This is a genomic window from Methylocystis sp. Uni0008, from assembly GCF_056838045.1.
In genome coordinates, this window is the sequence record NZ_CM166370.1 from 1,391,620 (window position 1) to 1,418,607 (window position 26,988).

Here is a 26,988-nt window from a genome sequence, read left to right on the forward strand (position 1 = left end):
CGCATCTATGTAATGTCGATGCGCGCAAAAAGCTCTCGGATATGGACAACTCGGCGTTCAGAAACCCGCACGTCGCCAGAAACTACGATCCTCTGCCCGTCGTCCTCACGCGCGGACAGGGCGCGTATCTGTGGGATGTGGAAGGCCGGCGCTACATCGACATGATGAGCGCCTATTCAGCCGTCAGCCTCGGTCACGCGCATCCCCGAATTCTTGCAAAGCTCGCTGAGCAGGCGCAGCGGCTCGCCGTTCCGTCGCGCGCCTTTTACAACGACAGGCTCGCCCCCTTTCTCGAAGAGCTCTGCAAAGCGACTGGGCTCGATGTCGCATTGCCGATGAACACCGGCGCGGAGGCGGTGGAGACCGCGATCAAGGCGGCGCGCCGCTGGGGCCATCGCGTCAAGGGAATCGCCAATCCGGAGATCATCGTCGCCGCCGGCAATTTTCATGGACGCACCACAGCGATCATCAGCTTCTCTTCGGAAAAGGAGTATCGGGACGGCTTTGGCCCCTTCATGCCGGGCTTTCGCGCTGCGCGCTTTGGGGATCTTGCGGCGTTCGAAGCCGCCGTCACGCCGGACACCGCGGCGATTCTCGTCGAGCCGATCCAGGGCGAAGCGGGCGTCATCGTGCCGCCCGACGGCTGGCTCGCCGGACTGCGCCGGTTGTGCGACGAACGCGGCGTCTTGCTGCTGCTGGATGAAATTCAATCCGGACTCGGCCGCAGCGGAACTTGGTTCGCCTTCCAGCACGAGAATATCGTCCCCGACGGCGTCATGCTCGGTAAAGCGCTCGGCGGCGGCGTGCTGCCCGTCTCTGCTTTTGTCGCCAAGCGCGAAGTCATGGATGTCTTCACCCCGGGTTCGCACGGTTCGACCTTCGGCGGCAACGCCCTCGCCGCAGCGGTCGGGCTCGAAGCGCTGCGCGTCCTTCGTGACGAGCGGCTGGTCGAACGCAGCGCGGCGCTTGGCGCGCGCATGCTGCAGCGGCTGCACGCGATGCGCGCCCCGGCGATCAAGGAAGTACGCGGGCGCGGCTTGTGGGCCGGCGTCGACATAGATCCGCGCTACGCGAGCGCGCGAGAAATCTGCGAGGGCTTGCTGGACAAGGGCGTGCTGACGACCGCGACGCATCACACGGTGGTTCGGCTGGCGCCGCCTTTCGTGATCTCGGAGCACGATCTCGATCTCGCGCTCGACGCTGTCGAAGAGACGATTTCGACGTATCGCGCGCCACGCGATGTCGGGGAGGCGGCCGCCGCGCACCAGCGGCTCGAAGCCTAGCCGCGGCGGCTAGGCGCGAATGCGCGCGCCTTTTGGATCATAGAACGGCGAGAGCGAGACTCTCGCGGGCCGGCGCTCGCCCGCGATTTCCAGCTGGTAGTCGCCCGAGAGGACGAACGCCGGATCGACGCCATCTGGGCTGCGAACATAGCCGTAGCCGATCGGCTTGCCGACCGAATAGCCATAGCCACCGCTCGACAGCCATCCGACGCGCGCGCCGTTGCGATAGATCGTTTCGCGCCCCAGCAGCACAGTCTCGGGATCTTCGACGACGAAGCCGGCAAGAAGACGCGGCAAGGGCACGCTCGCCGCCTCGACGAGCGTTTCTCTGCCCTGAAAAGGGACGCCCGACTTCAGTTTGACGGCCCAGCCCAGGCCAGCCATCGTCGGCGTGTGATCCGGGCCGATATCGGCGCCCCAGGCGCGATAGCCTTTCTCCAGACGAAGAGATTCGATGGCTCTATAGCCGGCGTCGACAAGACCGAACGGCGCGCCCGCTTCGGTGAGCGCGTCGTAGACGCAGACGGCGAAGTCGACGGGAATATGCAGCTCCCAGCCGAGCTCGCCGACATAAGTCACGCGAATGGCCAGCACCGGCGCGCCCGCCAGATGAATTTTGCGCGCGGTCATGAAGGGGAACGCCGCATTCGATAGATCATTGTCGCAGCATGATTGCAGGATCTCGCGCGCGCGCGGCCCCATCAGCGCCAGAACCGAATTCGCGGAGGTGACATCGACCACGCTCGCAGCCAATCCTTCCGGAATTGAGCGCCTGATCCAGTCGAAGTCATGCGTGCCGAACGCCGTCCCCGTCACGACATAGAATCGGTCGCTCGCCAGTCGCGTGATCGTCAGATCGCACTCGATGCCGCCCTTGTGGTTCAGCAATTGGGTATAAGTGACGGCGCCCGGCGGCTTGGCGACATTGTTGGCGGCGATCCATGAGAGCGCCGCTTCGGCGTCCTTGCCGACGACGAGCGCCTTGGCGAAGCTCGTCTGGTCGAAAAGCGCCGCGGCTTCGCGGCAGGCGCGATGCTCTCGTCCGACCGCATCGAACCAGCCCGGCCTGCCGAAAGAATAGCGATCGCGCGGCTCTTCGCCGGCGCTCAAATCCGCGAACCAGTTGGGCCGTTCAAAGCCCATCTTCTCGCCGAAGCTCGCGCCCTTCGCCTTGAGCCGCTCATAGAGCGGCGAGCGCCGCAGCGGCCGACCCGACGTGAACTCCTCAAAGGGCCAAGCGATGCTGTAATGACGCGCATAGGCTTCGAGGGTGCGCACGCGCACCCAGTTCGGATCCCCATGCGGCGCGCCGAAACGCCTGATGTCCACGGGCCAGAGATCGAAGGGCTGTTCGCCGTCCGCCGCCCATTCCGCGAGCGCCATGCCGGCTCCGCCTGCGGAGGCGATGCCGAAAGCGTTGAAGCCGGCGCCGACGAAGAAATTCTTTACCTCCGGCGCCTCGCCGATCATCCAATTGCCGTCGGGCGTGAAGCTTTCCAGGCCGTTGATCATCTGCTTGACGCCAGCCTCGGCGAGCGCGGGAACCCGTCCGAGCGCAAGATCCATGATCGGCTCGAAATGATCCCAATCGTCCTCGAGAAGACGGAAGGCGAAATCCTCGGGCACGGCGCCCGACGACCAGGGCACGGGATTGGGCTCATAGCCGCCCATGACCAGGCCGCCGACCTCTTCCTTGTAGTAGGTCAGCCGGTCCGGGTCGCGCAGCGTCGGCAGATCGCTGGTCACGCCGACGATTTTCTCGGTCACCAGATATTGATGATGCACCGCGGAGAGCGGAACGGAGACGCCTGCGCGCGCCGCGAGCGGCTGGGTCCACAACCCTGCGCAAAGGACGAGCTTTTCGCAGGCGATCGCGCCGCGATCGGTCACGACGCCGCGCACGCGGTCATTCTCGACGATGAAATCGGTGGCGGCGACGCCCTCGATCAGCTTCGCCCCGGCAAGCCGCGCGCCTTTCGCAAGCGCCTGAGTGATGTCGGAAGGATTGGCTTGGCCGTCCGTCGGCAGGAAGGCCGCGCCGACGACGTCATCGACATTCATCAGCGGCCAGAGCGTCTGCGCCTCCTTGGCGCTGAGGAGCTGCATCTCAAGGCCGAAGCTTCTCGCGGAAGTCGCCTGCCGCTTGACCTCGATCCAGCGATCGGCGTTGCAGGCGAGACGCAGCCCGCCGTTGCGTCGCCAGCCCGTCGCATAGCCCGTCTCTGCTTCGAGCCGATCGTAAAGCTCCACCGAATAGCCGAGGAGCTTCGTGATATTGGCGTTGGTGCGCAGCTGCCCGATCAGCCCGGCGGCATGCCAGGTCGAACCCGAGGTCAGCTGATGGCGTTCGATAAGCAGCGTCTCCACGCCGCGCTTGGCGAGGTGGTAGGCCACCGAGCAGCCGACGATGCCGCCGCCAACGACGATGATCTGCGCGCTTGCCGGGAGATCGGTCATGACTTTTCCATCTGCTGAAACGCAGCCCAGGCGTCATCGAAGCGCAACATGTTTTGATCAGAATAAGCGACATAGTCGAAATCGATCGTCGATCGACTTTCCGAAACGAAACTCCACAACGCCTCGCGCAACAGCGACGCGCAGAGCATCGCCTTGAAGCGCCGGCGCAGCGCATCGGTCGGCGGCGCCTCGAAATACTCCTCGAGCATCGCGTCGTCTTCCGCGGCGCTGAAACCGTTATTGGAAGAGAGTCCGCCGAGGTCGAACAGCGGCGTGTTCCAGCCCGCATAGTCCCAGTCGACGAGCCACAGGCGTCGCCCGTCGTCGATGAAATTGGCGGCGAGGAGATCATTATGGCCGAAGACGAGATCGATCGGGCCGGTCGCCCTTTCCAGAATCTCGCTTGCCGTGAGCAGGCGCGGCAAATTCTCGGAAATGCGGCTTCGATCCTCGACGAGCGTATGCGCATAGTCGCGGATGATGTGGAAGACGTTGAACGCCAGCGTCGGCCCGCGCAAATGCTGCGCGATCTCGTGATGTACGCGCTTAACAAGGTCGACGCAGCGTCTGCGGTTTTCGCGGATATCACTCGCTTCATATGTGCGGCCGGCGACATATTCCAGCGCCAGCGCCATGGGCGCCGCATAAAGAACCTTGGGCGATACGCCCGCGGCGCCCGCTGCCCTGCTCGCCGCGAGTTCGTTGAATCGCATGACGCCATGAACGGGAATGTCTCCGCCAAGGCGAATGACGACGCGGCGATCGCCGTCCGTCACAATGTAATTCTTGTTGGTTATGCCGCCGAGCAATGGCGCGATGTCGATCGGTCCGCGCCAGAGCGGGAGACCGCGTATCAGAGTCTCGGAATCTGCGTTATGAGCTGACATCGGCTCCGGCGGCGGGAAAACAAACTCTGACTCGACTAATATATGCGTATCGCGCGCAAAGGCCATGGGCGACGAAGCGGCTGGGGAAAACCTTACGGCGGAAAGGTGACAGGTCCGCATGGGCGCCCTAGCCTGAATGGGTCGTGCGAGGTCAGCTATGTATGCGACGACGATTCGCGGTACGCGCTATAATTTTCCGGACCTCAAGGCGCTGATGGCGAAGGCCACTCCCCTGCGGTCCGGGGACTGCCTGGCCGGAATCGCGGCGACGAGCGCCGCCGAGCGCGTGGCGGCCCAGATAGCTCTCGCCGACCTGCCGCTCGCCGCATTCCTTAGTGAGGCGCTCATTCCCTATGAGGAAGACGAGGTCACGCGTCTCATCCTAGACAGCCACGACCGCGAGGCGTTTGCGCCGGTCGCTTCGCTGACCGTCGGCGAATTTCGCGACTGGCTTCTCTCGGACGCCGCCGATGAGACGGCGCTCGCAGCGCTGACATCGGGACTCACGCCGGAGATGGTTGCAGCGGTCTCCAAGATCTGCCGCAACCAGGACCTGATTTTGATCGCGGGCAAGCGGCGCGTCGTCACAAGGTTTCGAAACACGCTCGGCCTGCGCGGGCGGCTGTCGTCGCGCATTCAGCCGAACCACCCGACGGATGACGCGCGCGGGGTTCTCGCCAGCGCCATCGACGGACTTCTGCTGGGGAATGGCGATGCGGTGATCGGCGTCAACCCGGCGTCCGACAGTCCCGATCAGTGCTACGAACTCTTGCGCCTGCTCGACGAACTGCGCGAGACGCTCAACATTCCCACCCAGTCCTGCGTGCTCGCCCATGTGACGACGACGCTGCAGCTGATGCAACGGCAGGCGCCGGTCGATCTGGTGTTCCAGTCGATCGGCGGAACGCAGGCCGCCAACGCAAGCTTCGGGATCGACCTCGCGCTGCTGCGAGAATCCCGCGAAACGGCGCTCGCCTTAAAGCGCGGGACGATCGGCGACAACGTCATGTATTTCGAAACCGGCCAGGGCAGTGCACTCTCCGCCGACGCGCACTGGAACTGCGATCAGCAGACGATTGAAGCGCGCGCCTATGGCGTCGCCCGGGCGTTCGCGCCCCTGCTCGTCAATACGGTGGTTGGCTTCATCGGCCCCGAATATCTTTTCGACGGCAAGCAGATTACCCGGGCGGCGCTCGAAGATCATTTCTGCGGCAAACTGCTCGGCCTGCCCATGGGCTGCGACGTCTGCTACACCAATCACGCCGAAGCCGATCAGAACGACATGGACGATCTGCTGACGTTGCTCGCCGTCGCCGGCGTCAATTACGTCATGGGCGTCCCCGGCGCCGACGATGTGATGCTGAATTATCAGAGCACCTCCTATCACGACGTGCTCGCGGTCCGGCGCATGCTGAACCTCGCGCCGGCCCCGGAATTTGCGCAATGGCTGGACGAGGTCGGTCTGTCGGACGCGCAGGGCGAACCGCGGCCTCAGGCGCTCCCCGCGTCCTTTGCGCCGCTTCTCGAGCGAGCCTGAGCGATGGCTGACAGCCGTCTGACGCCTCATGACAAAATCTCCGTGCTGCGTTCGGCGACGCCGGCCAGAATTTTTCTGCCCCGCGCCGGCGCCGCGCTGACGACGCGCGCCACTCTGGATTTTCAACTGGCGCATGCCGAGGCGCGTGACGCGGTCGAAGAACGGCTCGACATCGATGCTCTGTCCGATCAGCTATCCTCACGCGGGCTGACCGCAGTTCGCGTGAAAAGCGCCGCGCGAGACCGGCGCAGCTTTTTGCTGCGTCCTGATCTCGGACGAAGGCTGGACGACGAATCACGCGAGCGACTGCAGGCGCACACGGGGGCTTACGACATCGCGATCGTCATCGCCGAAGGGCTGTCCGCCCGCGCCATCGCTCGGCACGCAATTGCGGTTCTCGAAAGAACGCTGCAGTCGCTCGGTCAACAGTCATGGAAAATCGCGCCAATAGTTCTCGCAGAACAGGGCCGCGTCGCGCTCGGCGACGACATCGGCGAAATCCTCGGCGCAAGGCTCGCCGCGGTTTTCATTGGCGAGCGGCCGGGCCTCTCAGCGCCGGACAGCATGGGCGTCTATCTCACATTTGCGCCGCGCGTCGGCCGCACCGACGCCGAGCGCAACTGCCTCTCGAATATTCGCCCGCAAGGCCTCTCCTATGACGAGGCGGCGCGCAAGCTGCTTTATCTTTGCCACGAAGCGCGGCGGCGCCAATTGACCGGCGTCGAGCTTAAAGACGAGGCCGAGACGCTTGCGCCGGGAGAGTTGCACGCTCTCGAGTCCAAGAAATAGCGGATTTGCGCCTGCTCTCTGCCGAGATGCCCTTCTACACGACGAGTAGGCCACGAGCTTAAGTGGCGCCACCACAAGCGCAAACGTATCGGAACTATCGGACGCGCCGAGAGTTGAGACCTCTCCTGCTGGGGTGTCCTTGCCGATTGCAACTGAGTCTCGACGCGGCCACTGCGACCCGCGCTTATCCTCATACGCTGAGCGTCGCCGACGAAGCTTTGCTTCGGCTGGGCGAGCGCCTGCGTGATCACGATTATCGCTTCACGACCACAACGCCGCTGACCCATAGCCGTGTCGTGCACCGTGCCTCAGTTGTCGGCACGCCCCTTATGCGCGTCTTCGGGTGGAGTCTGCCCTTCTCAGCGAGCGATCTGCCCGCCGACGTCTTGCATGATCTTGCAGAGGCGAAGGCGTTGGCGCGCCACGGCGGCCTGTTGCGCAGCAAGGTCCGGTTCTCGTCTCTCAAGGACCAGCTCTATGCGCATTCAGCCTTTCCCACGGACGCGCCCGACTCGGTCTTCTTCGGGCCCGACACCTACCGCTTCGCTCGCTGCATCAAATCGGCGCTAAATTCCGAGCTTCCTCGGGTCCAAGCGCCCTGCCGCATGATCGACGTCGGCTGCGGCAGCGGCGCAGGCGGGATTTTCGCCGCCAAGCTCATTGATGCTCGCGTGCAATTGCTGCTCTCGGACATCAATCCGGAAGCCGTGCGCTATGCGCGGGTCAATGCGGCGCTCAACGGCGTTCCGCGCGCACAGGCCGTCCATAGCGACCTCTTCGAAGAAGCGCATGGGCCGTTCGACCACATCGTCGCCAACCCGCCCTATCTCGTTGACGACTTTCAGCGGCTCTATCGCCACGGCGGCGGCGAACTCGGCATCGAGCTTTCGCTGGAGATCGTGAGGGAAGGCGTCGCGCATCTCGCAACGAATGGAAGGTTGCTGCTCTATACCGGCGCGCCGATCATCGGCGGCGTGGATCAATTTCTTGCGTCTGTGAAGCCGATCCTCGACGCCTCTCCGGTCTCCTTCGATTACGAAGAGGTGGACCCTGACGTATTCGGCGAGGAATTGGAACGTCCAGCCTATCAGAACGTGGACCGCATAGCGGCGGTCTTCCTCAACGTGAAACAACAGGGGTGACATATGCGTGAGCCGGATTGGTCGGCTCTGGCGCCGGCGCTCCACGGGCCAGGCTTTGAGCGCTTCCAGAGAGAACTGTCGCGACGTAACGGCGCGCGTCTTGAGCCTTCAACGCCTCTTGGCGACTGGCGCCAAGATATGCGTGAGCGCGCTGCTCTCGCCGAAGCTGAGATTGCCTATGTGGAGAGCGTTCGCGAAGCGATCGCTCCACTCGTCGTGGATATTCCGGGCGAGGCCGACGCCTTTCTCTCCTGGTACGAGCGCCTCGCGCAGAATGGACCCGGGCAGAACGAACCGCTGTTTCCGTGGCTGGAGCGACAGGCGACCTTCGGCGAAATGAAGTGGTTTCTCGAGCAGGAAGTATCGGGCGAGGCTGGCTTCGACGATCTCGTCGCCCTCACGCAGATCAAGATGCCGCAGACGCCCAAGCTCGAAATGGCCCGCAATTACTGGGACGAAATGGGACGTGGCAACGCGCAGGGCATGCACGGACCTATGCTGTCGCGGCTCGCCCACTATTTTGGCGTGGACGCCACACCGGAACACGTCTGCCCTGAATCGCTTGCGCTCGGCAACACGATGGTGGCGCTCGCCAGCAACCGCCGTTACGCCTTCCATTCGATCGGCGCGCTCGGGGCCATCGAAATGACGGCGCCAGGACGTGCGGTCCACGTTGAACGTGGACTGCGGCGGCTCAAAGTGCCGGGCAAACAGCGCCAATATTTTTCCCTGCATGCGATTCTCGACGTGAAACATTCTGAAGCCTGGAATCGCGAAGTTCTGCGTCCTCTCGTCGTCGAGGATCCGCGCCGCGCGCAGGCGATCGGCGAGGGCGCCGTGCTCAGACTCTGGCATGGCGCGCGGTGCTTCGAGCGCTACCGACATCACTTCCGACTTATCGCTGAGCCGCCGCGAGCAGCGGCTTAGGAGCCTCCATGCGGATTCTCGGGATTGGAGACTATTGCGATCTCGCCGCCGTCTATCTTCGACTGTCCGAGGAAGGACACGACGTCAAAGTCTTCGTCGACGCGCCGCTCTGTCGAAACATTCTGACCGGAATGATCGTCAAGACTGACGATTGGCGCGCCGAGCTGCCATGGGTGAAGGCCGCGGGCGACGAAGGACTCATCCTGTTCGAAAACGTCTCATGCGGGGTCCTGCAAGATCAGCTGCGCCGCGACGGGTTCAATGTCATCGGCGGAAGCGCCTTTGGAGACCGGCTCGAAATCGATCGCGCTTACGCGCAGAACCTGCTCGCCGAACTCGGCCTCGCCACTGCCGCGACGAGGGGATTTTCGGATCGGCAGGACGGCATGCGTTTTCTTCGCGAACGGCCTGGACGATATGTGCTGAAATTCAATTCGCCCGCTCTCGCGCATCGCAATTATGTCGGCCTTCTCGAGGATGGCCGCGACATCTTCGCGCTCCTGCAACATCTTCCACCCAGTCCGGCGGAAGACGCCGGCTTCATCCTCATGGATTTTATCGAGGGCGTCGAGATGGGCGTCGGCGCTTATTTCGACGGCGAGAAATTCTTGCGGCCGGCGTGTCTCGATTGGGAGCACAAACGCTTCTTCCCGGGCGACCTCGGCGAGCTGACGGGGGAGATGGGCACGGTCGCCACCTTCGAGCGCTCGACTATCTTCTTTGAGAGAACTCTGGCGAGGATTGAAACGCTGCTGCGGCGCCATGGCCATTGCGGCTATGTGAACCTCAACACGATCGTCAATGAGCAGGGCATATGGCCACTCGAGTTTACTTGCAGGTTCGGCTACCCGGGCTTCGCCAATCTGTCTCCCTTGCAGCGAACGTCATGGCCGGAATTATTCGGAGCGATGGCCCGCCGCGACAAGGATTGTCTCGCTGTCGATGAGGGATTCTCAGTCGGCGTCGTGCTGACCGTGCCGCCCTTCCCCTATTCGCGGCGGCAGGCGGAGGAGCCGATCGGCATGCCGATCCTCTTCGACGGCGCATTGTCGCGAAAGGATCGCGACAATATCCATTACGGCGAAGTCGCCCTCGATAGTGGTCAGCTCGTCACCGCCGGCGCCTATGGCTGGACGATGGTGGCGACGGGTTGCGGGCGCACGATCGAGAGCGCAAGGCGCAACGCCTATCGTCTGATCGATCGCGTGCACATTCCCAATATGCGCTGCCGGCGCGACATTGGAGAGCGGCTCATTGCTGGAGATTACGCTCAGGTCGAACGTCTTGGCCTGCTCGGATACGAAACCGAACACCCGCGCCGCCCGCGGGCGCCGCCCGTGGCCGCTCCCTTTCACGCGACGCGCAGCTAGTCTGAAACGAGCAGTTGATCGTCGACGATCGCGCAGGTTCTGACATCACGCGCACGAACCAGCGCGCCGCCTGTAAAGGCGCCGAACGCCGGCAGCGTGATTTGCCGCTCCTGCAGAACGAAGCACGGCAGACGGACGCTGTCGCGCGCAGCGCCGTTCAGCCTGACGCAGGGGTGCAGATGTCCGGCAAGCGCCGTCGGTCCGTCCTCCTTGCATGCGTCAGCCCCGAGCGGGTGGTGGCGCGCGACAACGCCTCCCACCTCGAAAGGCTCGTCGACAAGCTCGATCTCGAAGTGAGGCGGCGGATCACCCGCGCGCCGATCATGATTGCCGCGCACGAGCGTGAGCGGCAAGGCGGGGCGTCGTCTGCGCCAGTCGAGGAAAGCGGCCGCCACTCCCGGCGCATGCGCCTGCCGTGCGTGAAACAAATCGCCCAAAAAAACGAGACGCGCAGGGTTAAACCGCTCCACCAGCGCATCGAGGCGGTGGAGATTGTCGCGCGTCGTTCCCTTGGGCGCAGGCAGACCGAGCGCGCGGAATGTCGCGGCCTTGCCAAGGTGCGCATCGGCGATGAAGAGCGTGCGCGTCGTCTCGCGCCATGCGGCGCGCTGCGGCAGCAGAATGAGACCGCGATACTCGTGAAAGGGAAGAAGTCGGGAGCGGGGCCGCTGCGAAACGCGTTCTAACATTTGTCGGCGGCGCGCTCCAGTTGCGATGTCATGCGCTCGATACGCGCGGCGAGCGTTTCGGTGCTCAGGCGTTCGCGCATTCTCTCGACCATCAACGGAAAGGCGAGCGGCGAGCAGCGCTGCAACGCGACATGGACGATCTCTCTATTCTGCAGCCGCTCGAAGCTTTCGGCAAGACGGGCGATGTCGAGCGCATCTTCCAGCACTTCACGCTCTGCCTGCCGTAAGAGCCCGTTTTCGGGGTCGAATTTGCGGAACACTTCATAGAATAGACTCGACGACGCCTGCAACTGGCGAAGGCTCTTGTGTTGTCCGGGATAGGTCGTGACGACCAGACCCGCGATCTGCGCGATATCGCGAAACCGCCGTCTCGCCAGCTCCGCCGCGTTGAGGCTCGCGAGCACTTCATGCGTCAATTCGCCAACGTCGCGCGGTGCGATCAGCTCGGGCAGGATCTCGGCCCAGTCGCGCGCATCGGCGCTCAGCAACTCGAAACCGTAGTCGTTCACGGAGATCGAGAATGTGCCGGCGGTCTTCTGCGCGGCGCGCCATGCGATGAGGCTCGCCATGCCGACATGCGCATTGCGCCCCGCAAAGGGATAGAGAAACAGATGCCAGCCGTCGCGGCTTTTCAGCGTCTCTGCCAGCAGAGTCGCCGAAGTCGGAAGCTGCGACCAGCGCGCCTGCAGTCTGAGCATCTTCTCGGCGGCGCGCAGCTCCGGCGTATCGAAACGGCCTTCGGCCGCGCGCTGCAATTGCTCGACCATGGCGTCGGCGAGAGTCGTCGAAAGCGGCATGCGTCCGCCGTCCCAGCGCGGAACGGCGCCGCTGCGCGCCTTCGCCGGACGCACATAAGCGACAAGATCGCGCAAGCGTACGAACTCCAGCAGCCGGCCGGAAAACCAGAAACTGTCGCCGGGCTTGAGCCGCGCGATAAAACTTTCCTCAACCACGCCGAGCTTCTGCCCGGCGGGCGCCGGCCCATATTGCACCAGCACGCTCGCGTCCGCCGTAATGGTCCCGACGTTGAGGCGATGACGCAGGGCGATCCGCTTATCGCTCACGCGCCAGACGCCGTCGGCGTCTGGATCGCAGCGGCGATATTCGGGATAGGCCCGAAGGCTCGGACCGCCGCCGCTCACGAAGTCGAGGCACCAGCGCCAATTCTCGTCCGAGAGATTAGCGTAGGCCGCCGTGGAGCCTATTTCCTCGCGCAGCTCGTCCGGCCTGAAGCCGCCGCCAAGCCCGACGGTGACGAGATGCTGCACCAGAACGTCCAGCGGCGCGTTTGGACGGCGGCGGCTCTCGATGCGGCCTTCCCGCACCGCCTGCTGCACGGCGGACGACTCGACGAGTTCGAGCGAATGGCTCGGCACGAGCGTGACGCGAGAGGCGCGTCCGGGAGAATGGCCGCTGCGTCCGGCGCGCTGCAGGAGACGCGCGACGCCCTTCGGCGAACCAACCTGCAGAACGCGTTCGACCGGCAGGAAATCGACGCCGAGATCGAGACTCGAGGTGCAGACGACCGCCTTGAGCTTGCCGGCTTTAAGTCCATCCTCGACCCAGTCGCGCGACTCCCGCGCCAGCGATCCGTGATGAACCGCGATGAGCCCTGCCCAGTCCGGCCGCGCGCGCAGGAGATGGTGGTACCAGATTTCAGCCTGCGAACGCGTGTTCGTGAAGACGAGCGAGGTCTGCGACTTGTCGATCTCGCCGACGACCTGCGGCGCCATTTTGACGCCGAGGTGGCCCGCCCAGGGAAATCGCGCCGCATCCTCAGGAATCAGCGTGTCGATAATGATTTTCTTGCGTAAGGCTCCAGCGACAATCACGCCGTTCGGCGATTCTTCCGGACCAAGCAGGACGCGCTTCGCCTCTTCGATATTGCCGAGCGTCGCCGACATTCCCCAGATCAGCAGATTGGGGCGCCAGCGTTTCAAACGCGCCAAGGCGAGCTGCGTCTGGACTCCCCGCTTGTTGCCGATGAGCTCATGCCATTCGTCGACGATGACGCACCTGACGCAGCCGAGGTAATCGCGCGCGTCGATGCGCGACAGCATGAGCGACAAACTCTCCGGCGTCGTAATCAACACGCTCGGTGGGCGGCGCGACTGCCGGGCGCGTTCGGCGGAAGGCGTATCGCCGCTGCGAACGCCCACCGTCCATCGCTGTCCATGCGCGGAAAGCGCGTCGAACGCCTCGCCGAGCGCCCGCGCCGTGTCGGCCGCAAGCGCCCGCATCGGCGTGATCCACAGCGTGTAGAGCCGCGGCGGCTCTTCCCCGCTATCTGCAAACGCCTGCCAGGCGCCGAGCGCGACGGCGAGAGTTTTGCCGGCGCCGGTCGTGGCGTGCAGCAGCCCGCTGCGCCGCTTCGCCATCTCCCGCCACACCTCGCGCTGGAAGGGAAACGGCTTCCAGCCGCGCTCGTGGAACAAGGCCTGCGTCGCGGCTTGTTTGCCGCGCTTGTCCTTCATGCGCCGCCGTCCGGCAGCAGAGCGCGCAGAGCGTCGATCGTATCGGCGTCCTCGACCGGTTTATCCTGCCGCCAGCGCAGCATTCGGGGAAAGCGAACGGCGATGCCGCTCTTGTGCCGATTGCTCGGACCTATGCCCTCGAAGCCAAGTTCGAAAACCATCGTCGGCCGAACGCTGCGCACAGGCCCGAAATTTTCGATCGTGGTTCTTCTGATGGCGCCGTCGACTCGTCGCATCTCTTCGTCCGAGAGGCCGGAGTAAGCCTTGGCGAAAGGAAGCAGTATGCGGTCCGTCTGCTCCGGCGGGCCGCTCCACACTGCGAAAGTGTAATCGCTGTAGACGCCGGAACGTCGCCCATGACCCCGCGCGGCGTAGATCAGCACGGCGTCGACGCTCATCGGATCGAGCTTCCATTTCCACCACAGATTTGCGCCGCTCTTCTGGCGGCCGACGCCATAAGGCGCGCCCATCGCCTTGAGCATCATGCCTTCGGCGCCGCGCGCCCGCGCCTCCTCGCGCTGCCGCGCGAAAGATTCCCAGTCGGGCTGCGTCAGCGCGGGGCTCAGACGCAGCGGCAGATTGGCGCCGACCTGAATGGCGGAAGAATGCGCGCGCGACACGACCTCCTCGAGAAGCGCGCGTCGCTCCCGCTGCGGCTTCTCGCGCAGGTCATGGCCGTCTTTCTCGAGGAGATCATAGGCGATCAGCGCCACAGGACGCTCGCGCAGCATCTTCGCGGTGAGAAGCTTGCGGCCGAGACGCTGCTGCAACTCTGAAAAGGGGCGCAGGTCGTCCAGGTCGTCCGCCGCGCCGCGCGGGGGAGCGTCGGATGCAACGACGATAAGCTCGCCGTCGAGGACGACGTCATCGGGCAGAAAGTCGACGAGCGCGCCGAGCTCCGGAAAGCTGTCGCTGATCAGCTCTTCGCCGCGCGACCACAACCACCACTCGCCCGCGCGATGAATGAACTGCGCGCGTATGCCGTCGAATTTCCATTCGACCAGCCAGTCATCGACAGGACCGAGCAGTTCCGGAAAAGCGGTGAGCGGCGCCTGAAGCGGATGGGCGAGAAAGAACGGGTAAGGCTGGCCGCGCAGAGGCCGCCCGTCTTCCGCCGCTTCCGCCGGCGCGACGAGCGCGACGAAATCCTGCGCCTGAGGCGCGCGGTTCGCCTGCGTGTAGCCCATCATCCGCTGCGCGACATGCTTGGCGTCAAGCTGCGTCGCTTCGGCAATAGCCTGGGTCATTTGCAGTTTCGAGACGCCGATGCGCAACTCGCCGGTAATGAGCTTGAAGAACGGCAAGCGATCCTCGAACGCCATCGCGTCGATCCACTCGCGCACAGCCGAGAGCCGCGAAGCTTCATCAAGTTCACGCAGGGGCAGCAGCCGCTCATTCATCCACACATCGAGCGGAACGTCTTCGACGTTGGCCGGCGGCGGCAGCAGAAGCGCCAAAGTCTCGGCGAGATCGCCAACGCTGTGGTAGCACTCGTCAATGAGCCACTCGGGCAACGCCTTGGCCGCGAGGACCAGCTGGCGCAGCAGCCTGGTCGCGATCATCTGGCGAGGTTTCCCGCCCGCGAGGAAGTAGATGGTCCAGGCGGCGCTGGCATATTGCGCCGGATCGCCGATCGCGTCGCGCAGATAGTCGGTCAGCGCCTGTCTCTTACGCTGCGTCGAGGTCGCGGCGTCGATGCGCCGGTAGAGCGTCGCGAAGGTCTTCATGCGCCGGCTGCGTCTGCCTCACCGCCCGGCTCGTCCTCGAGGGCCGCGTCGCCATATTCGGTCGCCATCGGCCGCGCGTCATAGCCTCTCTCGCGCAAATAGCGAGAAAGCGCTTCCCCGCTTCCATGCGTGACAAGGATCCGCTCGGCGCCGGTCGCGGCGATCGCCTGTAGCAGGCCCGGCCAATCGGCGTGATCCGAGAGCGCGAAGCCCTGATCGACGCCGAGGCGCCGGCGATTGCCGCGCAGCTGCATCCAGCCGCTGGCGAAGGCGTCGGAATGGGCGCCGAACCGTCTGATCCACGGGCTCTCGATCGCCGAGTGCGGCGCAAGCGCAAAGCACCGCGCGAGCGCGGGCTTGTCGAGTGTGGTGACGTTGACGGTAGGCGGCAGCGCGACGCCGAGATCGCGATGTATCTGGTTGAGCGGTTCGATCGCGCCATGGCAGACGATCGGGCCGATGCCGGCGTCGAGATGTCTGAGCAGCCGCTGCGCCTTGCCGAGCCCATAGGCCTGCATCACGCTCGCCCGCCCCGCGCGCGCATTTTCCGCCCACCACGCGTTGATGTCGGCCATCACCTCGGCCTGCTGGCGCCAACGGTAGATCGGAAGACCGAAGGTCGACTCCGTTATGAAGACGTCGCATCGGACGGGTTCGAAGGGCGCGCTGACGCCGTCAGCCTCGAGCTTGTAGTCGCCGGACGCGACCCAGACCTCGCCGCGATGCTCGATCCGCGCCTGGGCCGAGCCAAGGACATGGCCTGCGGGATGCAGCGAAAGCCGCACGTCGCCGATTTCACGGATTTCGCCATACTTCAGCGTCTCGATGCGCACGTCGCCAAGCCGCTTGCGCAGGATGGGCGCGCAATCCTCGTGGCAGAGATAGGCGCCGCTGCCCCATCGCGCGTGATCCGAGTGGCCGTGCGTGATCACCGCCAGGGCCGCCGGACGCCAGGGATCGATGTGAAATTTTCCGGCAGGGCAGTGGAGCCCCTCCGCCGTGGAAACGATCAGATCCTTGTTCATCTCGCTGAAGGCATGAAAGCGCGTCGGTCCAACTTGGATTTTTACCGACAGCATAGATAGGGACTCGGTCGAGTCTATTCACCCCAACCCACGACCGGCCCGCTCGCGTTTGAACCGAGCGCGCAGCCTTGCCGGTCCCCAACCGAAATCCTTCGGTTGATCGCAAAGCTTGCGCTCGCCTATATGATTCCAGCCATAAAGATTGTCCGCCCCTTGCTGGGCTCGCCAAGCTGAACTGGAGCACAGAATGCCCCAAGGGGTCGACTTCATCCTCGAAGCGCTGGCGAGTGAAGGACTCGACCATTTGTTCATGGTGCCCGGCGGGCTCGTCGACCCCTTTTTGCCGGCTTTGGGGAGGCAGAAGGCGCTCACGCCGATCGTCGCCGCGCAGGAAGGCGGCGCCGCCTATATGGCCGACGGCTATGCGCGGGCGAGCGGAAATTTCGGCGCCGCGCTCTGCATCGGCGGGCCCGGCCTGACCAACACCGTCACCGCGGTGGCGACCGCGCAGTCCGACGGCTCGCCGCTGCTTCTCATGAGCGGGGAGGTGGCGACCGTCCTCGAAGGCCTCGGCGTGTTTCAGGACGCGAGCCCGCAGACGCTGGACGACGTCGCGATCATGAAGCCGCTGACGCGCTATTCTTCTTCGGTCGACAATCCGAAGAACATGCCGCACCTGTTCCAGCACGCGCTGCTGCAGCTTCGCACCCGGCCCGCTTCGCCCGTGCACCTTTCGCTGCCCGGCGATTGTCTGGCCGAAGAGCTTTCTGTCAGCCATTCGCCGATCGACCGGGCGCTGGTCGACTACAATGCGCTCTCCATGCCGGCCGCCGAAGCGTCGCTGCGACATTTCTTGAGCAGCGCCGAAGGCAAGCCGCCCGTCAAAATCGCCATTCTCGCGGGCGCGGGCGTCGAACATTCGAACGCCGCCAACGCGCTCAGGGAATTCGCCGAGCTCTGGCGGATCCCCGTCGCGACCACGTTGCGCGGGAAGGGCGTTTTCCCCGAGGATCATCCGCTTTCGCTCGGCGTCTTCGGCTATGCGGGGACGCATCACTCCCGCGCCGCGCTGATGGATCCCTCCCTCGACCTGCTGATCATCTTGGGTTCCGGACTGAACGAGCGCGACACGATGCATTGGGCGTTGCAGGTGAAGCCCAATGCGTCGATCTGCGTGAATCTGCTGCCCTCGGCGATCGGGACGCACGTCCAGGACGGCGGCATCGTGGGGAGCTGCGGCGCCTATCTTCGCTATCTGCTCGATCAAAGCGAGAAGCTGCGTGGCGCGCTCGAACCGACAAGCGCTTCGCGGGCGACCTGGGTCTCAGAGATCCGCGCCAAACCCCGCCTGCAGGATCCGGAACATTGCGAGAGCGACGCCTTTCCAGTGCATCCGGCCCGCGTCATCCGCGAGCTGAGAAACATTTTTCCGCGCGACGGCGTTCTCGTGGTCGATTCGGGCGCCCATCGCGCTTTCGCCGGCCATTACTGGGAAGCTTTCGAACCCAGAACCTATGTTTCGGCCACCAATCTGGGGCCGATGGGCTGGGCGATCGGCGCGGCGATCGGCGTCCAATGCGCGCGGCCGGACCGGCGCGTCGCCGTCATCACAGGCGATGGATGCATGCGTATGGGCGGCATGGAGATCGCCACCGCGGCCCGCTATCAGCTGCCGGTCCTCTATGTCGTCATCAACAATGCGGCGCTGGGCAATGTCTGGCTTCGCGCGCATGGGCTGGGGCCCACGCCGGACGAACTGACGCGATTGCCGGATCATGATTGGGCCGGCTTCGCGCGGGCGCTGGGCGCGCGCGCCGAGACGGTGCATTCTCCCGGCGATCTCGCCGGCGCGTTCGAGAGAGCGTTACAGGGCGAAGGCCCCTGCCTCGTCGACGTCAAGGCCGACAAGGCTTTCACGACGCCGGTGAAGGACTGGGCCGAAGCGATCGCGGCCTATTCCTATCACGAGTGAGAGAAACGCCGATGGCTCAGTTGCCTTTCGATCCTTCAACCCTGTCGCCGGACGATCGCGCGCGCTACGAACGCATGGTCGAAAGACGCAAGGCGCAAGGCGCTGGATTCGGCGGACCCTATGCCGCCTTGATGAACCATCCGCAGCTTTGCGAAAAGATCGAAGACCTCGGCTACTACCTCAAGTTCGAGGGCCATCTGCCGCGCGACGTCTACCAGTTCGTCGTGCTCTTCGTGGCGCGGCGCACCGGCGCAGCCTTCGAATGGGCCGACCACATCCAGCATGCCGAAGCGGCGGGCGTTCCCTCCTCGCTGATCAGCGCGCTCCAAAATGGCGAGGATTTGAGCGCCGTCGCAGCGCCGCCCTATGATCTCGTCGCGCAGGTTCTGGCGTCGACATTGTCCTGGCGGAACATTCCGCAGCGCGTTCAGGACGAGGCCATCAAGGCGTTCGGCGTCAAGGGTTTTGTCGAACTCGTCGTCCTGTCGGGATTTTATCAGATGTTTTCCACGATCAATCAGGGCTTCCACATCGCGCTGCCGCCCGGCGTCGAGAAGCCGTTCAAATAGATCGCCGGGAACCAACCCATCCTGTCTTTTTGTCTCTGGCGCCCAACCCCGAGCTTCGCAGTGCGACGAGTTCGGAACATAGAACTCTCTTGTCGGTTTTTATTCTGGCGGCCGGCCTCGGCCGAACGCCGGAATTGAGATTAGGAGAGTGGAATCGATGATTGACTTGGATGACGGCGCCGGCGGCCCTCTGGTGTATCCTCAAAGTGACGGCGCTCCTGGCGCAGCTAATCCGCCGGCCCCTCCGGAAGAGCCTGCTGACGATCTCGAACAATCCGCGCGCGCCCGCTACTCCGTCTCTCAAGTGAAGGACTCGATGTGGGAGGCGCTCGACAATATCGCCCGCTCGGGCGCCACCGATCAGATGCGCGGCTACGCCAATGAAGCCATGGGCAAAACCAAACTGACGCTCGGACTGGCTACGCAATCCACCCATCTCACCCTCACCGGACTGGCGCAAATCGCGGTCGGCGGTTTTCAAAAGTCGATTGGCGAGGCAAAGCTCGCTGAAGACGGGAAAGATATTCTTCCCGGACTTTAGCGAAGGTCCAAGGCGACTGATCGCGATGGAACATTCGCTGTCGCCCTTGAGTTAGGTCTCCGGCGAATTGCCGCGCTTTCCGGGGGCCAAACTTGACGACGCAGACCATCCAAGAACAAGCGCTCGAGCCTTCATTCGACATCCAGAGACTGTCTTCCTGGGCAGTGGTCGGCATTTTCGCGCTGGCGCTCACAGTCGCATTGAGCCTGGCGCAGACTCTGATGGTGCCGCTCGTCTCGGCGGCTGTGCTCGCCTTCATGCTCGGACCCTGGGCAAGCGCCATGCGGCGCTGGGGCGTTCCTCCCAGCGCTTTTGCCGCCGCCATCGTCTTCAGCGCCTTGTTGATCATTCATGCGGCGATCGTTCAGGGATCCGCCATCGCCGTCGATTGGGTCGGCCGCGCGCCCGAACTGCTGAGCTCCTTCGACGACAAGCTGAAAGCGGCCTTCGGCCCCGCCTTCTCGCTGCAACGACTGCAAAGCATTTTCGCCCGCGGCGAAGGCGTCCCCTTCGACGCCACAGCGTTGCTGCAATCGACCATGAATTTCCTTACGCCGACGATTGGCGAGTTGGTCGTTTTTCTGGCGGCCTTGTTCTTCTCCCTCGCGGGGAGAGAAGAATTGCGCCGTTACCTTGTCTTTGTCTTCGAAGAAAAGGAGACGCGGCTGCGCACGTTGCGTCTCCTCAACGACATCGAACGAGATCTCAAGAGCTACATGGCGGTGGTCGCCGCCATCAACCTGGCGCTGGCGTCGATCGTCGCGCTAACCGCCTTTGCGGTGGGATTGCCGAATCCTCTGCTTTGGGGACTCGTCGCTTTCGCTTTGGAATTCGTTCCCTATGTCGGCCCGCTCGCCATCTATCTGGCTTTGTTTCTCGTGGGCTTCGCCACATTCGGCTCGATAACGCATGCGCTCGTCGCGCCGCTCGTCATGGTGGTTGCGGATACTTTCGAGTCGAATGTCGTCACGCCTAGCGTCGTTGGCCGGCGGCTGACTCTCAATCCGGGGCTGGTCTTCCTGGCTCTCGTGTTCTGGACATGGCTTTGGGGGCCGGTCGGCGCAGTTCTCGCGACGCCTCTGCTGATCACGGGCGCCGTGACGCTCAGCCACCTCTTCCCCAAACACGAGATCAATCTTCCGGAATAGGCGCGCGCGATGGAATCCGCTCGCGGCTCGCGAGGAACAATCAACCGATCTGTAAGTTCAGTATTCGCCCAGCGAGGCAATAACAGCGGGAGAAGAGGACATGAGCGTAACATCTCAGGTCACAAACAAGGTTCAGGAGGCGCAGGACGCCATCACCAAGGCGTCGGGCAATGCCGCCGCAAAAGCCGCCGCCATGGCTGAGGACGTGAGCGCCAAGGTCGATGAAACCATGGAGAAGGCCGACGCCGCGCTGACAACGGTGAGCGAACAATCCCGGCAGGTGGCTGAGAAGGCCAGGACCGCGGGAGAAGGCCTCAAGACGACGGTCGAAGACGTGGTGCGCGAGCAGCCGGTGACGGCGCTGTTGCTCGCTATCGCGAGCGGATTCCTGGTCGGCGCCATGTGGAAGGGCCGCAGCTAACTTCGGGCAAGCTCATGATGCTGGATCCGCTATTCAGAAGGGTTGACGAAAGCCTTGAGAACGCGACGCGAACGGCGTCGCGTCTCGCAATCGTCATGACGCTCTCGCTGCTGGCGCTTGGCTTCGCCACCGCCGCCGCCCACGCCTATGCCACGAGGATGTGGGGCGACATCGCCGGCAATCTTGTGATCGCCGGCGCTTTCCTCGCGGCCGCTCTCATTGTCTACCTGGCGACCGCGCCGCGGAGTTCTGAGATCGAGGAAACTCAAGCGCCCGCGTCGACAATCGAAGCAAGCGGCCTTTCTGCCCTGCCCTTCGCCGACCAGTTGCTCAAGGCCGACGGGGACCTGGTGCGGTCGATCGGCTCGTCGATCGGCTCGATGGCGCCGGTCGCCGCGAGAGCGGTCGCCGAACGCGTGGCGCCGAACCTCCATCTGATCGTCGGGGCGGCCGCAGGACTATTCGTTGCGTCGAAACTCGCGCAAAAGCTTGACAACATGAAGTCTCCAGAAGCGTAATTAGTGGCGGGCTCCCCGAGCCCGCGAGCGTGCGAGGTTTGCGTTGGCGCCGAGAGCGAATTGGAAGGGCTCTCTTAAGATTGCAGAGCTCACCTGCCCGGTGGCGCTCTATTCCGCAACCTCGACGTCGGAAAGGATCGCATTTCACACGATCAACCGCGCAACCGGCAACCGCGTCCGGCGCGCCTTCGTGGATAGTGAAACGGGCGAACCTGTCGAATCGGCGGATCAGGTCAAAGGCTATGAGGTCGACAAGAACGAACATGTCGTCCTCGAAGCCGACGAACTCGCACAAGCGAGGCCGCAGAGCGACAAGACGCTGACGATCGATACTTTCCTCGACCTTGTTGAAGTCGACAGTGTCTATTTCGACAAGCCCTACTATCTGGCGCCTTCTCAGACCGACGCGAACGAGCTCTTCGTTCTGATCCGCGAAGGCATGCGAAAGAACAAAGTCGCCGCGCTCGCCAACGCTGTGCTCTTCAGACGCGCGCGCACGGTTCTGGTCAGCGCTTATGGCGACGGGCTTCTCGCCGTCACCTTGAACTTCGACTACGAGGTTCGCTCCGCACAGCAGGCGTTTGACGAAATTCCCGAGATCAAGATCGAGGGCGAGATGCTTCAGCTCGCCAAACATATCATCGACACCAAGCGCGGCGCGTTCGATCCATCGACCTTCGAGGACCGCTATGAGCAGGCGCTCGCTGACTTCGTGAAGGCGAAGCTTGAAGGCAAGTCGATTGCGCCGCCGCGCAAGGCGCGAGAAGCCAAGGTCGTCAATCTGCTTGATGCGCTGCGCGAGAGCGCCGCTCTATCCGAGCGGGGCGACAAGACGGCAGCCAAGAAGCGGGCGACGCCGACTCGCAAAAGCAGGACAGCAGCGACGCGCCGGAAAGCGAGCTGACGACGCATGTCCCTCGCCGACTATCGAAAGAAGCGCGACTTTTCAACGACAGGCGAGCCGAAAGGGCGAAGCGCTCGCAAGACCGGCAGCAGCTTCGTCGTCCAGAAACATGCCGCACGGCGCCTGCATTACGACCTGCGTCTGGAGATGGACGGCGTTTTGAAAAGCTGGGCCGTCACGAGAGGGCCAAGCCTTGTGCCTGGAGAGAAGCGGCTCGCGGTCCACGTCGAGGACCATCCGCTCGATTATCGCAACTTCGAGGGCGTGATCCCGGAAGGCCAATATGGCGCCGGCGAGGTGATCGTCTGGGACAAGGGCGTCTGGATTCCCGAAGGCGACCCGCACAAGAGCTATGCGAAAGGCCATCTCGATTTCGAATTGCGCGGCAAGAAGCTCAGCGGCCGCTGGCATCTCGTGCGTATGGCGAAAAAGCCGCGCGAGAAGCACGACAATTGGCTTCTCATCAAGAGCGATGACGAATTTGCGCGTTCGCCCGACGACGATGACATTCTCGACGAAATGCCGCAGTCGGTGAAGACCGGGCGCACGATCGACGACGTTGCGAACGGTCGGTCAGCGCGGCGCGAGAAGAAAGCCGCCGCGCCAAAGCAGATTGCGAAATCCCGGTCAGTGAAGACCGGCGCCGCCGCGACGAAGTCATCCCCCGCTCCTGATGTGGAGCCGTCGCGGATCAAGGGCGCGAAGAAGGCGCAGCTGCCGACTTTCGTTGAGCCGATGCAGGCAAGTTCGGGCGCCGCGCCGTCGAGCAAGGAATGGGTTCACGAAATCAAATTCGATGGCTATCGCGTGCAGGCGCGCATCGAGGCGGGACGCGTGCGGCTGCTCTCGCGCAGCGGCCTCGACTGGACGAAGAAGTTTGGCGACGGGATTGTCGCGGCGCTGCGGGCCTTGCCGCTCGGCGCCGCTCTCATCGACGGCGAAATCGTCGTTGAAACCAGTTCAGGCGCCTCGGACTTCTCGGCTCTCCAGGCGGATCTGAGCGCAGGACGCGCCGAACGCTTCGTCTATTGGGTGTTCGATCTTCTCTACCTCGACGGCTACGATCTGCGCGGCGCGACGTTGCTCGAACGCAAGCGCGCGCTGGAACGGCTCGTCGGCGACGGCGCCGACAAAGTCCGTCTCAGCATTCACTTCGAAGACAGCGGCGCGGTCGTGCTGTCGCACGCCTGCCGGTTCGGCCTCGAAGGCGTCGTGTCGAAATTGCGCGATTCGCCCTACCGCTCGGGGCGCGTGAAGAGTTGGATAAAAGCCAAATGCTTCGCGCGGCAGGAATTCGTCGTCGCCGGCTATACGCCGTCGACCGTGTCGCGACGCGCGATCGGCGCGCTTGTGCTCGGCGTTTATCAGAATGGGGTCCTGTGTCATGTCGGGCGCGTCGGCACGGGTTTCACCACGGAAATGGCGCATGAGCTTTTCAGGAAGCTCGATCCGATGCGCTCATCCTCGAGTCCCTTTGGCGCGCGCCTCAGCACAGAGGCGGCGCGGAACGTTCGCTATGTGCGGCCGGAACTCGTCGCGGAAGTTGAATTTCGCGGCTGGACCGCTGACCAAAATCTTCGGCACGCCTCCTTTCGCGGTCTGCGCGAGGACAAGGAAGCGCGCGACGTCGTTCGTGAAAGAGCGCTTTCCATGGAGCGGCCTGCAGCGACAAGAGCAGAAAAAAGCGGCGTGATCCTCACCCATCCCGATCGGCTCTATTGGCCCGACCAAGGGGTCACAAAGCAGGGGCTCGCCGACTACTACGCCGAGATCTGGCGCTATATCGCGCCATTCATCATCAATCGGCCGCTGGCGCTTCTACGCTGCCCGAATGGGGTCGACGGTGAGAAATTCTTCCAAAAGCACGCGTGGAAAGGCATCGATCCCAGCATCGTGCTCATCGATGACCCCAAGGACGAAGACGAGCCCCTGCTCAGCATCAAGGACCTCGACGGACTCACCGCGCTGGTCCAGTCGGCGGCGCTGGAAATCCATCCCTGGGGCTCGACGGCATCTGACTGGGAGCGTCCCGACGTCATCATCATGGATCTCGACCCCGGCGAGCAGGTCTCTTGGGAGGCCGTCATTGCTGCGGCGGAAGAAACGCGACGCCGGCTTGAGGATTTCGGCCTTACGGCCTTCGTCAAGACGTCAGGCGGAAAAGGCCTGCATGTGATGGCGCCCGTGCAGCCAAAAGCGGAATGGCCGCAAGTGAAGGCGTTCACCAAGAGCATCGCGGATGCGATGGCGCATGACAGTCCCGGCAAATTCGTCTCGACGATCGCGAAGGCAAAGCGCCGCGGCAAGATCCTCGTCGACTATTTGCGCAATCAGCGCGGCGCGACGGCTGTTGCGCCCTACTCGACGCGGGCCCGCCCTGGCGCCGCCGTGTCCATGCCGCTGGCCTGGGACGAACTCAGTCCGGCGATCGGACCGGACTATTTCACGATTGCGAAAGTCCTTGCCCGTCTCGATTCGCTAACGAACGACCCCTGGAGAGACTTTCGCCGGGCCGCGGCTCCGATCGAAGCGCCGAAGCCGAGCAAGGGGAAGAAGGCCTAGTGTCCTGTCCCAGAAATTACTAGCCACGTTTTCGCGATTGTGATTCCTTCGGCCCAGGCGGGATTCGGGAGGGCGGCATGGCGAGGGACGGAGCGACCAAAGCGAGCAAGATTGAGCTCAGCGAGAACGAACGGGAATACCTCAAAAGGCTCGTCCGGCGACGCAAGGTGGCGCGTGGGCATGCGCAACGCGCGGAGATCGTGTTGCGGGCCGCTGACGGGCTCAACAACTGCGAGATCGCGGCTGCGGTCGGTGTAACGCGGCAGACCGTGCGCACATGGCGCGAGCGTTTCGCCAAGCACCGTCTCGATGGTCTCGACGATGAGCCGCGCTGTGGCGCGCCACGCAAGATCGGCGACGACCGCGTTGAGGAGATCGTGACCAGGACACTCGAAACGCAGCCCAAGAACGCGACGCACTGGAGCACGCGCGGCATGGCGAAAGCATCGGGCGTGTCGACTTCGTCGGTTCATCGCATTTGGCGTGCATTCTCCCTACAGCCGCATCGCACCGAGACTTTCAAGCTCTCGACCGACCCGCAGTTCGTCGAGAAAGTGCGCGACATCGTTGGCCTCTATCTCGATCCGCCCGACAAGGCGCTGGTGATATGCGTGGATGAAAAGAGCCAAATACAAGCGCTTGATCGAACGCAGCCGCTGCTGCCGATGCGCCCTGGACAAGTCGAGCGGCGCACGCACGACTACGACCGCCACGGCACTACGACGCTCTTTGCCGGCTTCATCGCTGCTGTCACGGCTGAGACGACCGTGAAGGCTGGCAGTGTGATCGGCACATGCATGCCGCGCCATCGCGCGCAGGAGTTCCGCAAGTTTCTCGACGAAGTGGAGAGCAACGTTCCCGCCGGCCTCGACATTCACGTCGTGATGGACAACGCTTCGAGCCATAAGACGCAAGTGATCCGCAACTGGTTCGCCAAGCGGCCCCACTGGCACATGCATTTCACGCCGACATCGTCGTCGTGGATCAATCAGGTCGAACGCTTCTTCGCGCTGCTGGCCGAAAAGCAGATCAAGCGAGGCGCGCACAAGTCCGTCAAAGACCTCATCGCCGCCATCAAGGCTTTCCTCGCCCAACAGAACGCTGATCCGAAGCCGCTGCGCTGGACCAAGTCAGCCGACGACATTCTGGCCTCCATCGAACGCTTCTGCCGTCGCACCCTCGACCTCCAAGCCAAAGCTGGATAGAAACTTCTGAATCAGGACACTAGCGCCGTTTGGCGGCGCCTTTTTCCGAATCGATGCTCTTGCGCAACGCGTCCATGATGTTGACGACATTGCTCGGCGCCGCTGGCGCATGCTTCTTGCCGCGCGCGGGCCTGTGCTCCTTCTTCTTCTCTGAAATGATGTCGAGCAACTTGGCTTGGACCGAGTCCTGAACCATTGCAGGATCCCAATGGCTCTTTCGCTCTTCGATCAATTTGGAAATCAGCGTGAGCGCTTTTGCGTTGGGTGTCTCGGCGCGGATTTTCTCGACGTAGTCCTTTGGATCACGCACCTCGTCAGCGAAGCGCAGCGTCCACAACACAAGACCCTTATCACGCGGCTCCACCATCACGGCGCGTTCGCGCCGATACATCACCAGGCGGGACAGACCGACGGTGCCTGTCGCCTTCATGGCGTCGCGAATGACGGAGAAGGCCTCGACGCCGATCGGATCGTCGGGCGTGAGGTAGTGGGGCTTCTCGTACCAGATCCAGTCGACACTCGTCGCCGGCGCGAAGGCGTCGATATCGATCGTTCGGGTGCTTTCGAGGCTCAACGCGTCGAGTTCTTCATCCTCGAGCAGCACATAATCGTCTTCGCCGCGCGCGTAGCCCTTCACCGCGTCGTCTTCGCCGATCGGGGCGCCGGTGACCGCGTCGACATATTGGCTGACGACACGATTGCCGGTCTTGCGATTGAGAATGTGAAATCGAACCTTCTCGCCTTCGGTCGTGGCCGGGGTCATCGCGACCGGGCAGGTCACGAGCGATAGCTTCAAATAGCCTTTCCAGAACGACCGCGGCGCCATCCCCGTCTCTCTGAC

Annotated in this window: 22 protein-coding genes; 15 read left to right on the forward strand and 7 right to left on the reverse strand. The window is 63.5% G+C overall.

The features are described from left to right. Nucleotides 1-41: 41 nt before the first annotated feature. The gene (gene rocD / locus AC0X69_RS06820) at nucleotides 42-1,283 is read left to right on the forward strand and encodes an ornithine--oxo-acid transaminase (RefSeq protein WP_482612557.1); all 1,242 of its coding nucleotides are present in this window, start codon (nucleotides 42-44) and stop codon (nucleotides 1,281-1,283) included. 9 nt (nucleotides 1,284-1,292) lie between these two features. Here the strand turns inward: rocD and AC0X69_RS06825 are convergent, their stop codons facing one another. Beyond that, entirely contained in the window at nucleotides 1,293-3,740 is a 2,448-nt protein-coding gene (locus tag AC0X69_RS06825; protein ID WP_482612559.1) for a GcvT family protein, read from the reverse strand. Then, nucleotides 3,737-4,627 (reverse strand): phosphotransferase, encoded by an 891-nt coding sequence (locus tag AC0X69_RS06830; protein WP_482612561.1) that lies wholly within the window; start codon nucleotides 4,625-4,627, stop codon nucleotides 3,737-3,739. Before AC0X69_RS06830 ends, AC0X69_RS06825 begins: the two co-directional genes overlap by 4 nt. Before the next feature lie 157 nt (nucleotides 4,628-4,784). On the opposite strand from AC0X69_RS06830, the gene AC0X69_RS06835 reads away from it, so the two are divergent. From AC0X69_RS06835 to AC0X69_RS06855, 5 genes are all read left to right on the forward strand, one after another. Further along, nucleotides 4,785-6,164 (forward strand): ethanolamine ammonia-lyase subunit EutB, encoded by a 1,380-nt coding sequence (locus AC0X69_RS06835; protein ID WP_482612563.1) that lies wholly within the window; start codon nucleotides 4,785-4,787, stop codon nucleotides 6,162-6,164. Nucleotides 6,165-6,167: 3 nt separating this feature from the next. Continuing rightward, nucleotides 6,168-6,953, forward strand: coding sequence for an ethanolamine ammonia-lyase subunit EutC (gene eutC / locus AC0X69_RS06840; RefSeq protein ID WP_482612565.1), 786 nt, complete (start codon nucleotides 6,168-6,170; stop codon nucleotides 6,951-6,953). A gap of 146 nt (nucleotides 6,954-7,099) precedes the next feature. After that, nucleotides 7,100-8,095 (forward strand): methyltransferase, encoded by a 996-nt coding sequence (locus AC0X69_RS06845; protein WP_482612567.1) that lies wholly within the window; start codon nucleotides 7,100-7,102, stop codon nucleotides 8,093-8,095. Between the two features lie 138 nt (nucleotides 8,096-8,233). After that, the gene (locus AC0X69_RS06850; RefSeq protein ID WP_482612569.1) at nucleotides 8,234-9,022 is read left to right on the forward strand and encodes an iron-containing redox enzyme family protein; all 789 of its coding nucleotides are present in this window, start codon (nucleotides 8,234-8,236) and stop codon (nucleotides 9,020-9,022) included. A gap of 8 nt (nucleotides 9,023-9,030) precedes the next feature. Then, nucleotides 9,031-10,392, forward strand: a complete 1,362-nt coding sequence (locus tag AC0X69_RS06855) for a phosphoribosylglycinamide synthetase C domain-containing protein (protein ID WP_482612571.1) — start codon at nucleotides 9,031-9,033, stop codon at nucleotides 10,390-10,392. Here the strand turns inward: AC0X69_RS06855 and pdeM are convergent. From pdeM to AC0X69_RS06875, 4 genes are read right to left on the reverse strand one after another with little or no spacing between them, the layout of a single operon-like run. Beyond that, nucleotides 10,389-11,081, reverse strand: a complete 693-nt coding sequence (gene pdeM / locus AC0X69_RS06860) for a ligase-associated DNA damage response endonuclease PdeM (protein WP_482612573.1) — start codon at nucleotides 11,079-11,081, stop codon at nucleotides 10,389-10,391. The two genes, AC0X69_RS06855 and pdeM, sit on opposite strands and share 4 nt — an antisense overlap. Continuing rightward, entirely contained in the window at nucleotides 11,075-13,555 is a 2,481-nt protein-coding gene (locus tag AC0X69_RS06865) for a ligase-associated DNA damage response DEXH box helicase (protein ID WP_482612575.1), read from the reverse strand. Before AC0X69_RS06865 ends, pdeM begins: the two co-directional genes overlap by 7 nt. Continuing rightward, nucleotides 13,552-15,282 (reverse strand): ATP-dependent DNA ligase, encoded by a 1,731-nt coding sequence (locus AC0X69_RS06870; RefSeq protein ID WP_482612577.1) that lies wholly within the window; start codon nucleotides 15,280-15,282, stop codon nucleotides 13,552-13,554. The genes AC0X69_RS06865 and AC0X69_RS06870 overlap by 4 nt, the downstream gene beginning before the upstream one ends. Then, entirely contained in the window at nucleotides 15,279-16,361 is a 1,083-nt protein-coding gene (locus AC0X69_RS06875; RefSeq protein ID WP_482612579.1) for a ligase-associated DNA damage response exonuclease, read from the reverse strand. The genes AC0X69_RS06870 and AC0X69_RS06875 overlap by 4 nt, the downstream gene beginning before the upstream one ends. Nucleotides 16,362-16,554: 193 nt before the next feature. Here AC0X69_RS06875 and AC0X69_RS06880 point away from each other — a divergent pair, with 193 nt between their 5' ends. From AC0X69_RS06880 to AC0X69_RS06920, 9 genes are all read left to right on the forward strand, one after another. Continuing rightward, complete coding sequence (locus AC0X69_RS06880) at nucleotides 16,555-18,279, forward strand: thiamine pyrophosphate-binding protein (protein ID WP_482612581.1); 1,725 nt, start codon at nucleotides 16,555-16,557, stop codon at nucleotides 18,277-18,279. A gap of 11 nt (nucleotides 18,280-18,290) precedes the next feature. After that, on the forward strand, nucleotides 18,291-18,848 hold the full coding sequence (locus AC0X69_RS06885) for a carboxymuconolactone decarboxylase family protein (RefSeq protein WP_482612583.1): 558 nt from the start codon (nucleotides 18,291-18,293) through the stop codon (nucleotides 18,846-18,848). 157 nt (nucleotides 18,849-19,005) lie between these two features. After that, nucleotides 19,006-19,389 carry a hypothetical protein gene (locus tag AC0X69_RS06890; protein ID WP_482612585.1) on the forward strand — a complete coding sequence of 128 codons (384 nt, stop codon included), beginning with the start codon at nucleotides 19,006-19,008 and terminating at the stop codon, nucleotides 19,387-19,389. Nucleotides 19,390-19,481: 92 nt separating this feature from the next. Next, complete coding sequence (locus AC0X69_RS06895) at nucleotides 19,482-20,537, forward strand: AI-2E family transporter (protein ID WP_482612587.1); 1,056 nt, start codon at nucleotides 19,482-19,484, stop codon at nucleotides 20,535-20,537. A gap of 100 nt (nucleotides 20,538-20,637) precedes the next feature. Next, a complete protein-coding gene (locus AC0X69_RS06900) occupies nucleotides 20,638-20,958 on the forward strand; it encodes a hypothetical protein (protein WP_482612589.1) in 321 nt (106 codons plus the stop codon). Between the two features lie 14 nt (nucleotides 20,959-20,972). Continuing rightward, a complete protein-coding gene (locus AC0X69_RS06905) occupies nucleotides 20,973-21,476 on the forward strand; it encodes a hypothetical protein (protein ID WP_482612591.1) in 504 nt (167 codons plus the stop codon). Nucleotides 21,477-21,519: 43 nt separating this feature from the next. Further along, nucleotides 21,520-22,380 (forward strand): non-homologous end joining protein Ku, encoded by an 861-nt coding sequence (gene ku, locus AC0X69_RS06910; RefSeq protein ID WP_482612593.1) that lies wholly within the window; start codon nucleotides 21,520-21,522, stop codon nucleotides 22,378-22,380. A 6-nt stretch (nucleotides 22,381-22,386) separates the two neighbouring features. Beyond that, nucleotides 22,387-24,942: a DNA ligase D gene (ligD, locus tag AC0X69_RS06915; RefSeq protein ID WP_482612595.1), complete on the forward strand. Its 2,556-nt coding sequence runs from the start codon at nucleotides 22,387-22,389 to the stop codon at nucleotides 24,940-24,942. A 77-nt stretch (nucleotides 24,943-25,019) separates the two neighbouring features. Then, on the forward strand, nucleotides 25,020-26,147 hold the full coding sequence (locus AC0X69_RS06920; RefSeq protein ID WP_482607591.1) for an IS630 family transposase: 1,128 nt from the start codon (nucleotides 25,020-25,022) through the stop codon (nucleotides 26,145-26,147). 19 nt (nucleotides 26,148-26,166) lie between these two features. Here the strand turns inward: AC0X69_RS06920 and ku (AC0X69_RS06925) are convergent, their stop codons facing one another. Further along, the gene (ku, locus tag AC0X69_RS06925) at nucleotides 26,167-26,973 is read right to left on the reverse strand and encodes a non-homologous end joining protein Ku (protein ID WP_482612608.1); all 807 of its coding nucleotides are present in this window, start codon (nucleotides 26,971-26,973) and stop codon (nucleotides 26,167-26,169) included. Nucleotides 26,974-26,988 lie beyond the last annotated feature (15 nt).